This is a genomic window from Hufsiella arboris, from assembly GCF_009834875.1.
GTDB lineage: Bacteria > Bacteroidota > Bacteroidia > Sphingobacteriales > Sphingobacteriaceae > Hufsiella_A > Hufsiella_A arboris.
This window is the reverse complement of record NZ_WVHT01000005.1, coordinates 242,779-255,953: the sequence shown is the minus strand read 5'-3', so window position 1 is coordinate 255,953 and position 13,175 is coordinate 242,779. Positions and strand designations below refer to the sequence as shown.

The 13,175-nt window shown below is 41.7% G+C and carries 10 protein-coding genes; 6 read left to right on the top strand and 4 right to left on the bottom strand.

Going from position 1 to position 13,175, the window contains the following annotated elements; translation table 11 throughout:
- Nucleotide 1 precedes the first annotated feature (1 nt).
- The 3 genes from bshA to GS399_RS12430 form a co-directional block, all read right to left on the bottom strand.
- Nucleotides 2–1,141 (bottom strand): N-acetyl-alpha-D-glucosaminyl L-malate synthase BshA, encoded by a 1,140-nt coding sequence (gene bshA, locus GS399_RS12440; RefSeq protein ID WP_160844963.1) that lies wholly within the window; start codon nt 1,139–1,141, stop codon nt 2–4.
- 93 nt (nt 1,142–1,234) lie between these two features.
- Complete coding sequence (locus GS399_RS12435) at nt 1,235–3,067, bottom strand: serine hydrolase domain-containing protein (protein WP_160844962.1); 1,833 nt, start codon at nt 3,065–3,067, stop codon at nt 1,235–1,237.
- Between the two features lie 4 nt (nt 3,068–3,071).
- A complete protein-coding gene (locus tag GS399_RS12430) occupies nt 3,072–4,634 on the bottom strand; it encodes an amidohydrolase (protein ID WP_237487937.1) in 1,563 nt (520 codons plus the stop codon).
- A 563-nt stretch (nt 4,635–5,197) separates the two neighbouring features.
- On the opposite strand from GS399_RS12430, the gene mutL reads away from it, so the two are divergent.
- The 6 genes from mutL to GS399_RS12400 are packed head-to-tail and all read left to right on the top strand — an operon-like array spanning nt 5,198 to nt 12,104.
- Nucleotides 5,198–7,042: a DNA mismatch repair endonuclease MutL gene (gene mutL / locus GS399_RS12425; RefSeq protein WP_160845095.1), complete on the top strand. Its 1,845-nt coding sequence runs from the start codon at nt 5,198–5,200 to the stop codon at nt 7,040–7,042.
- 15 nt (nt 7,043–7,057) lie between these two features.
- Entirely contained in the window at nt 7,058–7,756 is a 699-nt protein-coding gene (locus GS399_RS12420) for a rhomboid family intramembrane serine protease (RefSeq protein WP_160844960.1), read from the top strand.
- A gap of 12 nt (nt 7,757–7,768) precedes the next feature.
- Nucleotides 7,769–8,611, top strand: coding sequence for a rhomboid family protein (locus GS399_RS12415; RefSeq protein ID WP_202409445.1), 843 nt, complete (start codon nt 7,769–7,771; stop codon nt 8,609–8,611).
- Entirely contained in the window at nt 8,586–9,719 is a 1,134-nt protein-coding gene (locus GS399_RS12410) for an endonuclease/exonuclease/phosphatase family protein (RefSeq protein WP_160844959.1), read from the top strand. Before GS399_RS12415 ends, GS399_RS12410 begins: the two co-directional genes overlap by 26 nt.
- Before the next feature lie 26 nt (nt 9,720–9,745).
- A complete protein-coding gene (gene cysS / locus GS399_RS12405; protein ID WP_160844958.1) occupies nt 9,746–11,206 on the top strand; it encodes a cysteine--tRNA ligase in 1,461 nt (486 codons plus the stop codon).
- A 31-nt stretch (nt 11,207–11,237) separates the two neighbouring features.
- Entirely contained in the window at nt 11,238–12,104 is an 867-nt protein-coding gene (locus GS399_RS12400) for a DUF4440 domain-containing protein (RefSeq protein ID WP_160844957.1), read from the top strand.
- 12 nt (nt 12,105–12,116) lie between these two features.
- On the opposite strand, the gene GS399_RS12395 is transcribed toward GS399_RS12400, so the two are convergent.
- Nucleotides 12,117–13,142: an isoaspartyl peptidase/L-asparaginase family protein gene (locus GS399_RS12395; protein ID WP_160844956.1), complete on the bottom strand. Its 1,026-nt coding sequence runs from the start codon at nt 13,140–13,142 to the stop codon at nt 12,117–12,119.
- Between the last annotated feature and the right edge of the window lie 33 nt (nt 13,143–13,175).

Genomic DNA, 13,175 nt, shown 5'->3' with positions numbered 1-13,175 from the left:
CTTATACAAGCGCTTTAACACGCTCAATTACTTCTTCGTAGAAACTCTCGTAAACAGGCAAGATTAGACTCAGGTCAAATAGTTTTGCCTGTTTTAACGCATTTTCTTTGAAAGTTTCCAGCACCTGGTCGTCTTTCAGAATATTAATAGAATCGTTAGCCATTTTATCAACATCACCAACGTCACTTAAAAAGCCGGTTACGCCGTCAATATTTAACTCAGGTAAGCCGCCCGCATTAGAAGAGACAACTGGCACCTTGCAAGCCATAGCTTCCAAAGCAGCCAGGCCAAAGCTTTCCGAGCCTGATGGTATTAAAAACAGATCTGATACTGACAATATCTCTTCGATAGCATCCTGTTTACCTAAAAACCGTACATGCTCTGAAATTCCTAGTTGCCGGCATAACTGTTCTGTATTTACCCGATCAGGGCCATCGCCTACCATCAGCAACTTCGAAGGAATAACATCCGAAAGTTTTTTAAAGATCCTGATAACATCGCCGGTATGCTTTACTGTTCTGAAATTTGATGTGTGGATAATAATACGCTCGTCATTTGGAGCTATCGCTTTTTTGAAGTGATCTTTCGGCTTAAGGCTAAACCGGTTCAAGTCAATAAAGTTATGAATCACCCGAACTTCGTTGGTTATTTCGAAATGGCTATACGTATCGTTTTTTAAGTGATTAGAAACTGCCGTTACACCATCGCTCTGGTTAATAGAAAAAGTGACCACCGGTTTGTAAGTCACGTCTTTTCCAACAAGCGTGATGTCTGTGCCGTGCAGCGTTGTTACCACCGGAATATTGATGCCATAAGATTTTAAAATCTGCTTAGCCATAAACGCCGCAGAAGCATGTGGAATGGCATAATGCACGTGCAGAACGTCAAGCTTCTCAAAACGCACCACATCTACCAGCTTACTTGAAAGAGCGCTCTCATACGGCGCGAAATCAAATAGTGGATAATCAGCAACGGAAACTTCGTGGTAAAACAAATTCTCGGAAAAGAAGTCAAGCCGGGCAGGGCGGCTGTACGTAATAAAATGCACCTGATGGCCTTTATCAGCCAAAGCTTTGCCCAACTCAGTTGCTACAACTCCGCTTCCCCCGAAAGTGGGATAACAAACGATTCCAATTTTCATTAATAACCTATAATGCGTTAAGTATTCTTCTGCAAAGTAAAAGCATCCAGATTATCTAATTGTTTACAGCGGGTCAATTTACGCGTTACGCAATCAATTTACAGGAGTGCTTTTCTTAATCGCATCGTAAATGGCATCCTGTATCCTTGGCCGTATTCTTAAAGTTGACAGCTGGTCGGTAACCTTTGGATAAACCCGGTTAGAGAGAAATATATAAACCAGGTTATATTGGGGATCAACCCAAACACAAGTGCCTGTATAACCGGTATGCCCGTACGTTTTAGGAGTTGCCTGTTTTGAGGGGTATCCTGTAGTGCTTTCCGGATCCCATCTGTCAAATCCAAGTCCGCGACGACTAACGTCCGATTGTTTGGCAGTGAACATATCTATCGTTTCCGGCTTAAAATATTGAACACCTCCATATGTACCGCGATTGAGATACGTTTGGTATAAAATGGCAAGATCATTAGCGCTAGCAAATAAACCGGCATGACCCGAAACACCGCCTACCATTGCAGCTCCCTGGTCGTGAACATAGCCTTCCAACAACTTTTTGCGGAAATACGTATCATTTTCGGTTGGCACAATCTGGTCTTTGCTAAATCTTGTCCGGGGGTTAAAACCTGCGGTCTGCATTCCGAGAGGTTTATAGAAATGCTCCAGCGCATACTGGTCAAGCGGCTCGCTGGTAATACCCTCTACAATTTCTTTCATAAAATACATACTCAAATCGCTGTAAACGTATTTACCTCGCGTAAGTACTTTTGAATGAAGCATTTCCGGCCACATCACATCATGGTAATAATTTTTGCGCAGAAAATAGCCATCGGCAACTTTCGTTGTGTATAAAGCCGATGAATCGGTACTATGATCACCCGGCTTTAACTTTTCGTAAAATGGAATAAACGGAACAAAGCCCGCCTGGTGAAGCATTACCTCACGTAGTTTGATATCTTTTTTATCAGCAATAGCACGTGTTTGAGCAAGGTAATATTTTAAAGTGCTGTCAAGCTGAAGCTTATTTTCATCATACAACTGCATAACAGTTGGCGTTGTAGCAGATACTTTTGTTACAGAAGCCAGGTCATAAATGTCAGTGATCTTTGTAGGTGTTGTGGATTCATAGGTATGCGATCCATATGCTTTGTTAAAAATCACGTTTCCGTCTTTCACCACAAGCACCACAGCGCTTGGAGTAGCATGTTCAGCGATCGCTTCCCTGGCTATGTTATCAATTTTATTCAAATCGTCAGCGTTAAGTCCAACAGCTTCAGGAACTGTGTATTTCAACCGTACTTTATCAATTGAAAAACCTACACCCGAAGCATAATGTGCCGAAAAAGTGCGTTGGAGCTTATTATTCACCTTAATTCCTCCAAACACAGCCTCAGCAGCTATCGTGACGCTTTGCGGGGTATTTAGCGAACACCATATGAGGGGAGCTGTGATTTTATCGAGCTTTGCCAGATTCTGGCCGTTACCAAAGTAAATAACGGCGAGTTTTTTTCGAGACTGAACTTCAGTTAAAAAGTCTATTAGTTTCTGGTCGTTAACAACAGCATCCGTCAAGGTGATAATCAATGTATTACCGAATTTTAAATCGTCAAACAGTGCATTTAAGTTCACAGCGGCTCTGTAACTATCTCCGTTGTAGGTTGCGACTTTCTCATACTTGTTTAAGATGCTATCTAAAACTGGCTGATAAACATTGCCAAAACCGACACTGGCTATCTGTGTTGCTTCGAGCGATTTTAATGGCAACAACCCTGACTGATTATTTAAAACCACCGTATTTAATTCCGCCTGATGTTCAGCCTGCAGCCAGACCTCATTTTGCTGATGGGTTTGCCCGCATGCGGTTGAGCAAAACAGGAATAAGAAACTTGATATAAAAAGACAGATAGATTGAATTTCCTTTTGGAGCATTGTATTATTTTTTCTGGTAGACTTTTTCACCATTGATATATGTTGTTAATACGTTGGTTTTTAAAATTTTTTGTGGGGATGCCTTCATTATATCGTTATCAAGTATTACGAAATCGGCGTATTTCCCCTGTTCAATACTTCCTTTTTCCTTTTCTTCAAAACTACCTTTAGCGGCCCAAATTGTCATTCCCTTTAACGCTTCCTGCCGCGACAGAGCATTGTTTGTTTGAAAACCGCCAGACGGATAGCCTTTCGCATCTTTTCTTGTCACCGCAGCATAAAAAGTTAGAATTGGATTGATACTTTCAACCGGAAAATCGGTTCCAAGAACTTCCCAACCATTTTGTTTAAGTAAATCTTTGTAAGCATACGCCGATTTAAGACGTTTATCGCCTAGTCGCTGACCGGCCCAATACATATCAGACGTGGCATGTGTAGGTTGAACAGAAGGAATAATATTGTTGTCACCAAATATTTTGAAATCAGCCGGGTCAATTACCTGCGCGTGCTCAATTCTCCACCGGCGATCATTTTTTCCTTTTAAAACCGCCGCATAAGTATTCAAAATCTGCCTGTTGGCCGAATCTCCGATAGCATGTGTACACATTTGGAAACCCTTGTCATAAAGCTTTTCAGCCATCTCTTGAAAATGTTCTTTACTGCTTAACAGGAATCCGCTGTTTGAGGGATCATCTGAATAGGGCTTCAATAAACATGCACCCCTGGATCCTAATGCACCGTCTGCATACACTTTGAAAGATCTGACATTTAAGCGTGAAGTTTTAAAAGCACCGTTTTTAAACAGATAATTAACGTTTTTCTCGTTATCCGACAGCATCATATACACCCGCATTTTCAGCTGGTTGTTTTTTTGAAGAGCATCAATAACGCTTATCATCGGATAATCCAAGCCGCAGTCAACAACGCTGGTTAACCCAACTTTTATGCAATTCGATTGTGCTGCAAGCAGCGCATCGTTCATTTGCTTAATGGTAAAGGGAGGAATTTTAGCAGATACCAGGTCGACCGCGTTATCAACAAGAAGCCCTGTCAGTGTTTTATCTTTTGTTCCGATTTTACCGCCAGCAATTTTTTGTCCGGCTGTAATGCCCGCGAGAGAGAGCGCGGCCTGGTTAGCTATCGCAGCATGACCGTCTACCCGTGACAGAAGAATCGGCCGCGTAGGGAATAATTTATTTAGCTCTGTATTGTCAGGAAAACCTTTTGCTTGCCAGTCATTCTGATCCCAGCCCCGGCCCAGCAGCCAACCGTCCGGATTTACTTCCGAAAAGATTTTTACCATCTCAACAATTTCATCCCAGCTTTTTGTGCCTGTAAGGTCTACCGATTTCAAACCTTCCCCATAACGATAAAAATGGCTATGCCCATCGATGAATCCCGGATAAACGCTTTTACCTTCAAGATCGATTGTGTTTTTCGAAGAATAAGCAGTTTCAATTGCATCGGTACTTCCAACGGCAACAATCCGGCCCCGGCTCACAGCGAATGCCTCTGTCGTTGCAAATGAACTATCTACGGTATAAACAGTTCCGTTTAAAAAAATCATGTCAACGGGCTTTTGCCTTTGTTTACATGAGATAAAGAAAAAAAGACTTGCTGCGAAGATTAAGGTTGTTCTCATGCTGTCTCAGTAAGCGTTAAATATATCATTCATAAGAATTATATAAGGTAAAAGCTTCAAAATTGTTGCATAAAAAAACTGCCCGGTTGTTCCGGGCAGTTAGGTTAGTTTGAATAGTCCCATCAGTGGCATGGCCACAATAATTTTTTTGGAGGTTACTCCTTTTTCAATTTAGTTGATGCAGGAAGCATCGTCTTTCATGAAATTTTGTACCATTTTCATCATAGGCACAACATACATTTTGGTGGTGAATTTTAATTCAAGGTAATAGCATTATTTCGTTTATGCAAATGAAAGTGAGCCCGGGAACGTTCCCGATTATTTTAAACAATGTAAAAAATCAAAGTATTTATTGAAAAGGCTTTAAAAAAATAATATTAAATCAACACATTATTCACAAAGCGACATTATCATTACAAAATTGACAAAAATCAATTGCTAATTAAAAAACACTAAGCGTATAAAATATCTAACTTTGTTTGTTTATGATGTTAGATATTATCCAGCTCTTACCCGATTCTGTTGCTAATCAAATTGCCGCCGGCGAGGTCGTTCAACGGCCTGCTTCAGCAGTTAAAGAATTAATTGAAAATTCGATTGATTCGGGAGCTGATAAAATCCAATTGATATTAAAGGATGCCGGAAAAGCGTTAATTCAGGTGATTGACAATGGCTGCGGAATGAGTGTAACAGATACCCGCATGTGCTTTGAACGCCATGCGACATCTAAAATACGTAAGGCAGATGATTTATTCGCTATTCGCACAATGGGATTTCGTGGCGAAGCGATGGCATCGATTGCGGCGATAGCACAGGTTGAGCTGCGGACAAGGCGACATACCGATGAACTCGGGACCTGTATAAAAATCGAGGGCTCTGAGATAATCAGCCAGGAGCCGGTTTCATCACCAGCCGGAACAAGCACCAGTGTTAAAAACCTATTTTACAACACGCCTGCACGCCGTAACTTTTTAAAGGGTAATCCCGTGGAGATGCGTCACATTATTGACGAGTTTCAACGTGTTTCCCTGGCAAATCCCGGTATATTTTTCAGCCTCCATCACGAAGGGAATGAACTATTTCATCTTACCCCAGGATCTCTGAAACAACGCATTGTCCATCTTTTTGGAAATGCTTATAACCAAAAACTTGTTCCGGTTGAAGAGGAAACTTCAATAATCAATTTAAAAGGCTTTATCGGAAAACCTGAGTTTGCAAAAAAGACAAGGGGTGAACAGTTTTTTTTTGTTAACAACCGCTTTATCAAGGACCCTTATCTCAACCACGCGGTTTTAACGGCATACCAGGAATTGCTGCCTGATGACAGTTATCCTTTATATGTTTTATTCATCGATATTGATCCGGCGAAAATCGATATTAACGTACATCCAACCAAAACAGAAATTAAGTACCAGGATGAAAAGTCGATTTATGCAATTATACGCTCGGCCGTAAAACGATCATTAGGCCGGTATAATATAACACCTTCTTTGGATTTTGACCAGGAGACAGGATTCAGCAATATGATAACCCCGAAGTCGCCCGAAGATATAGTACCACCGCAAATTAGTTTCAACCCAAATTTCAATCCTTTCAAAACAGAAGAAAAGAACGAACGGGAACTACCCTTTTTAAGAAATTTCGAACAAAAGGAAAGGAGTAAAAACTGGGGCTCTCTTTACGAGATAGTTGAAAATCCTGCTTATACACAGCATCAAATGGCTATGCCCGAAGAAAACATTTCTGAGAGCATCCAAAAACCTGCAGAAAAGCAAATTTTTCAACTGCACAACCGCTTCCTGATATCGCAGATTAAATCGGGATTTATGCTTATCGATCAGCAGGCTGCACACGAACGTATACTTTATGAACGTTTTTTGCAACAGCTTGAGAGCCGTCAGGGCGCCAGTCAGCAAAGTCTTTTTCCGCAAACAGTTTCCCTAAGTCCATCAGATTTCGAACTGGTAAAAGAGTTGTTGCCCGACATCAGGGCGCTTGGATTCCAGGTAAGGGAATTTGGCCGAAACACTCTTGTAGTTGAAGGAATTCCTGCCGATATCAGTTCCTCGATCAGTGAAGCTGAAGTATTGGAACATTTAATGGAAGGTTTTAAAAACAATATGTCTGCATTAAAACTAGACAAACGTGATAATCTTGCCCGGACACTGGCGAGAAATTCGTCAATTAAGGCCGGAACACAATTATCCCAGGAGGAGCGAAACTCTTTAATCGATGAACTTTTTGCATGCGATTCGCCAAATATTTCGCTACAGGGCAAACCCATTATACTTACTTTTACGTTAGAAGAGCTTTTACAAAAGTTCGAAAAATAACACACAAAAAACTATATGAGCGCTTTCAGATCATCTCCTTTTTCAAATATCCCGGTCGTTACCAAAAATCTGATTATCATAAATATTATTTTTTTTCTCGCTACATTAATTTTTAAAAATCTGCCATTACTTCAATGGCTCGGAGCGTTTTATCCAGCGTCTCCTTATTTTAAAATCTGGCAGGTAATCACCTATATGTTCATGCATGGTGGCTGGGCACATATCTTCTTTAACATGTTCGCCCTTTTCTCATTTGGCCCCACCCTGGAATATGTCCTTGGGCCCAAACGTTTTTTGAACTTCTATTTTATTACCGGTATTGGTGCTCTTGTATTGCAGTTTGCGGTCCAGGCATTTGAAGTTTTTCAAATTGTCGGTTCAGTTCGTGTTCCCGAAAGCCTGCCCGCATCAATTTTGCCGCAACAGATAGAAACGCTTCAGGCGATTTATTACGGGCCGGTTGTAGGTGCTTCGGGTGCTATATTCGGGATATTAATCGCATTTGGGATGCTTTTTCCAAATGCTGAACTTTTTTTGATGTTTATACCGGTTCCAGTCAAAGCAAAATACATAGTTCCGTTGTATATTGTATTGGAATTATATTTAGGTGTAGCACAATACTCAGGTGATTCGGTAGCACATTTTGCCCACCTCGGCGGAGCTCTCTTCGGATTCATCATCATTAAGGTTTGGAAGCTGCATCGCCTCAATTAATTATTCAGTAAAATGAACAGCTTCAGGTATAAAATCTGGGATTCAGGAAACAGGCTAAACCTGTTCATTGGCATTAATGTGCTTGTTTTCCTGATTATTAAGCTTATTGCAGTCGGCGAGTTTATCTTCGGCACGCACACGGAAATCAGTCAATGGCTAACAATGCAGTTGGCAGCTCCTGCTTACTTACCAACGCTGGCCCTAAAATTTTGGACGCCTCTTACCTACATGTTTACTCATGTTGATTTTTTGCATATTCTTTTCAATATGCTTTGGTTGTTCTGGCTTGGCAAAATTTTTATAGATTTCCTGAAGCAACGGCAATTTGTGTTCGTTTATCTCGCTGGAGGACTAGCGGGTGTTTTACTATTCATCCTCGCATTCAATTTTTTACCGGCATTTAAAAATGACGTTCAATTCTCAGCACCGCTGATAGGAGCATCCGCCAGTGTAATGGCAGTTGTTGTTGCCACGGCGACTTTACTGCCCAATTACTCAATTATGCTGCTTTTCTTTGGTGAGGTTCGCTTAAAATATCTTGCGATCGGGTATATCATTTTAAGCCTCATTGACATACTAAGCAATCCGGGCGGCAGCTTTGCACACCTAGGCGGCGCTTTATTTGGTTTCATCTACATCAAACAGCTTCAGAGCGGCAACGATTGGAGCAAGATTTTTGCTAAGAGAAGCAAATTGAAAGTTGTTCGAAAAAATAAAAGCGCAAGCAGGGGAAACATTCCGGACCAGGACGTGATAGACAACATCCTTGATAAAATATCCAGGTCTGGCTATGACAGTTTAACAAAATTTGAGAAGGAGCAATTATTTAATGCCAGCAAAAAGAACGAGCCGTAAAAAATCATCTCTTAAATTTTTCGATAAGCTGATGCTGACGATCACCTGCGTTAGCGTTGCCTGTATACTTGTTTCCTATATAGCGAAATATATCGATCCACAGATGTTCTGGCCGGTAGCTTTTTTTGGATTAACTTACCCATTACTTTTAGCCGCTAACCTTCTTTTAATTCTCTTTTGGCTTTTCAGGAAGCCACTATATATGCTGATTCCTCTTGCGGCTATTTTAATAGGGTACAATTCACTCACTGCTAATATTGGATTTAGAAAATCAACCGCCGAAAATTCGATAAAAAGCGATGCATTGAGGGTAATGACCTATAATGTTCACTTCTTTAAGAAATTTGATTCAAAACTCGACACTTCCACACGCGATCAGATTTTACAAATCATCCAGGAAGAAAAGCCTGATGTTTTATGTATACAGGAATTTTTCGCTCGTCCCAAAGGAAAATATCAATTTAAAAAACTGGTTCGTGAAGCGATGGGCGCCGACTATTTCTATTTTTTTAAAAGTACAGGAAACGACTTTGAAGAAAGCGGGCTGGCTATATTTTCAAAATACCCGATAGCCGGCAGTGGGCACATAACGTTTCCTGAAACATACAAGGGAAATGAAGCGATTTACGCAAACATTAAGTATAAAAACCGCCTGGTAAGATTTTATAGCGTGCATTTGCAGTCGATCAATTTCCAGCCTGAGGACTACAAATACCTTGATGAGGTTAAAGAAATCAAAGCTAACGTGAAATCGTCGAGGCGTATCGGCAGCCGCCTTAAGCAAGCCTTTATCAAACGAAGCATGCAGGTTAAAGTATTGAAAGAACACGCTTCAGGCTGGAATGAACCTTATCTTTTTTGCGGCGACTTTAATGACACCCCAAATTCTTATGCGGTAAACTATCTCGCCGATGACATGAACAACGCCTTTCAAAAAAAAGGCAGCGGGCCGGGCATTACATATAACGGCGATTTTCCGAACTTTCAGATCGATTTTATCCTGGCCAGTAAAGATCTCAACGTGGAAAGTTATCAAGTTATCAAAAAAAAGCTCTCCGATCATTACGCCGTCAGAAGTGACCTCCTGATGCTTCCACGTGCCAAATAAACCGCCTAAATTACTATGTTTGCACCATGGACAATCAGCTGGTTATATATAATACACTTACCAGAACAAAAGAAAACTTTTTACCTATCAACCCGCCGTTTGTAGGAATGTATGTATGTGGGCCTACCGTTTACAGTGATGTCCACCTGGGTAACTGCCGCACATTTGTGTCATTTGATCTAATCTACAGATACCTGCTGCATGCCGGCTATAAAGTAAGATATGTCCGTAATATCACCGATGCCGGTCATTTGGAAGGTGACCGTGATGAAGGAGATGATAAATTTTCAAAAAAGGCACGTCTTGAGCAGCTGGAACCTATGGAAATCGTGCAGCGCTATACCATCGGGTTTCATGATATGATGCGTCTTTTTAATACGTTACCGCCAAGCATTGAGCCTACTGCGACCGGCCATATTGCAGAACAGATTGAAATGGTTAAAGAAATCATCGACAATGGTTATGCTTATGAGATCAATGGCTCCGTTTATTTTGATGTAGAAAAGTACTGCCAGCAATATAATTATACGATTCTTACCAACAGGCAGCTTGACGACCTCCTGGCTAATACACGCGACCTCGGTGGACAGGATGAAAAAAAAGGGCGCCTGGACTTTGCACTTTGGATAAAAGCAAAGCCCGAGCATATTATGCGCTGGCCTTCACCATGGGGTTGGGGTTTTCCCGGCTGGCACATCGAGTGTTCAGCAATGAGCAGCAAATATCTCGGTGAAACTTTCGATATTCATGGCGGTGGAATGGATCTCGCGGCAACGCACCATACCAATGAAATAGCGCAGTCCCAGGCATGCAACCACACTCAGCCCGCTAAATTCTGGATGCATACCAACATGCTCACAGTTAACGGCGTGCGCATGTCCAAATCTGCCGGAAACGGTTTTTTACCTCAGGAGCTTTTTACAGGGGATCATCCGTTGCTTAGTCGCGGTTATTCGCCGATGACGGTAAGATTTTTCATGTTACAGGCACATTACAGAAGCACACTTGACTTTTCTAATGACGCTCTCGAAGCGTCTGACAAAGGATTTAAACGGTTAATGAATGCGATTGCATTACTTGACAAGCTTAAACCCTCCACAACGACAGACGCAGCGATTGCTCCTATCAGGGAAAAATGCGTTCGTGCCATGAACGACGATTTTAACAGCCCTGTTCTTATCGCGGAATTATTTGAAGTGGTAAGGATAATCAATAGTGTTTACGACGGCAAATCGAAGATTGACCAGCAAAATCTCGACGAACTTCAGTTATTGATTAAAGATTTCGTTTACGACGTTCTTGGACTTAAGGACGAACAGAATGAAACCAACGATCTCGAAAAATTAATGGACTTCATCATTAAAATGCGTATGGATGCCAAAAACAATAAGGACTATGCAACTTCAGACCGGATTCGTAACGGTTTGCAGGAGCTCGGTATTCAGCTTAAAGACGGTAAAGAAGGAACTACCTGGAGCAAAGCGTAAACATTTGCCACAACGAAGCGTTAAAACTCTCATGAAATTATTTTTTTCACTGCTTGTGATAATTTTGCCATCGGCGGGATTGTTGGCACAGACGACCGATAAAGTTAGCCAGTTAGTATCACAGGAGAACTATTTCGCTGCTCTCGTCAAAGAAAAAGGAATAAAAAAGGGCTTCCTTTCAGTTTCGGATAACGAATCCGTTATTTTCAGGCCAGGCCCCGTTAAATTACAAGAGTATTTCAAAGACAAACCTGCAGATTCGGCCATCCTTCAATGGGAGCCGGTATTTGCTAAAATATCCAAAAGTAACGATTGGGGATTTACATCCGGTTGGGGGATTTACAAACAAAGTGACACGAGTAAGGCATATTACAGCGACTACCTTTCTGTTTGGAAACGAAACGAAAAAGGCGTTTGGAAGCTGGCGCTTGATTGCGGAGTTTCTCACCGGAAACCAACAAAGGAGCCTCAACTAACTTTTGTCAACCCTACCGGTGAACGGTTTATTCACCAGCATTCTGACGCAAGGTTAAAGCAGAGGGAAGATATCGTGTTAAGCAGCGATCAGCTTTACGCGACGATTTTGAAAGCTGATAACAAAATAGCCCATAACGAATTTTTAACGGATGAAACACGCTTGCTTTTCGAAGGTCAGGAACCGATAATCGGTAAAAAAGCAGTCGAAGCATTTTGGGCAAAACAGCCTTTCAGGCTAAACACGCAACCGGTGAAAGCTGATAGGGCATATAGCGGCGAATTGGCCTATACTTATGGCACAGCTACAACAACCAATATCAAAACGGGAAAAATCATTAAATACAATTACCTCCGTATCTGGGAAGTGCAGCCAGGTTTTGAATGGAATGTAATTTTTGAAGTTTTCATGCCCGCCAGCTAGACCAGGCTTTATTCATTCTTTGTAGATAAACACTTCAATTTTTCCATCTTTTGTGACTGTTCCCCTGTACATGCCTTCGGTATTGAATGGCATTGCGACATGTCCATTTTTATCAAGAGCGATCAATCCTCCGTCACCTCCGAGTTTAGGTACCTTTTTCCATATCAGCTCGTTTGTTGCATCTTTCAGCGAAAGCCCTTTATATTCCATCAACGCTGCAACGTCATGAGCGACTACATTACGGATAAAAAATTCGCCCCAGCCTGTACATGAAATTCCAACCGTTTGATTAGCGTAGGTGCCTGCACCGATAATAGGTGCATCGCCGACACGGCCATACTTTTTGTCGGTCATCCCGCCCGTAGATGTTCCGGCGGCGAGATTTCCTGAATTATCCAATGCGACAGCACCAACCGTTCCAAATTTATTATCGTGATTTTCTGTACCCAGCAGCTGCCCCTTTTTATTTTGCATGGCTTTAATCGAATCTTCTTTTAATGCTTTCTGCAACCCATCCCAGCGTTCCTTTGTCCAAAAGTATTTAGGATCGACAATCTCAAGGCCAGCTTCCTTTGCGAAAGATTCAGCACCGGCACCAACCATCATAACATGCTCCGACTTTTCCATAACAGCACGTGCTGCGGATATGGGATTCCGAATAGTGGTGACACCGGCAACAGAGCCGGCCGCAAGCGTTTTTCCGTCCATCACTGCCGCATCAAGCTCGTTCTTTCCATCATGAGTAAAAACCGCGCCTTTGCCGGCATTGAAAAGAGGCGAATCTTCCATGATCCTTATTGCTGCCTCAACAGCATCCAGCGCTGGTTTGCCCGATTTGATTTTATCATATCCGGCTTGTAAAGCGGAGCTAAGTGCCTGTTTATAGGCCAGCTCTTTTTCTGCCGTCATGGAAGATTTCAGAATAGTTCCAGCGCCTCCATGGATTACCATTACATAATTTTCCTTTTTTTGCGCCACTATTTTCCCGATGATCAGCATCAGAAAACAAATCATCAGAATACTGCGTTTATGGTTCATTTTATGTTATTTTAGCTTTAAAAAATAAATACA

Coding starts and splice junctions, on each gene's coding strand:
- bshA (WP_160844963.1), bottom strand. CDS start 1,141: ATGAAAATTGGAATCGTTTGTTATCCCACTTTCGGGGGAAGCGGAGTT.
- GS399_RS12435 (WP_160844962.1), bottom strand. CDS start 3,067: ATGCTCCAAAAGGAAATTCAATCTATCTGTCTTTTTATATCAAGTTTC.
- GS399_RS12430 (WP_237487937.1), bottom strand. CDS start 4,634: ATGATTTTTTTAAACGGAACTGTTTATACCGTAGATAGTTCATTTGCA.
- mutL (WP_160845095.1), top strand. CDS start 5,198: ATGTTAGATATTATCCAGCTCTTACCCGATTCTGTTGCTAATCAAATT.
- GS399_RS12420 (WP_160844960.1), top strand. CDS start 7,058: ATGAGCGCTTTCAGATCATCTCCTTTTTCAAATATCCCGGTCGTTACC.
- GS399_RS12415 (WP_202409445.1), top strand. CDS start 7,769: ATGAACAGCTTCAGGTATAAAATCTGGGATTCAGGAAACAGGCTAAAC.
- GS399_RS12410 (WP_160844959.1), top strand. CDS start 8,586: ATGCCAGCAAAAAGAACGAGCCGTAAAAAATCATCTCTTAAATTTTTC.
- cysS (WP_160844958.1), top strand. CDS start 9,746: ATGGACAATCAGCTGGTTATATATAATACACTTACCAGAACAAAAGAA.
- GS399_RS12400 (WP_160844957.1), top strand. CDS start 11,238: ATGAAATTATTTTTTTCACTGCTTGTGATAATTTTGCCATCGGCGGGA.
- GS399_RS12395 (WP_160844956.1), bottom strand. CDS start 13,142: ATGAACCATAAACGCAGTATTCTGATGATTTGTTTTCTGATGCTGATC.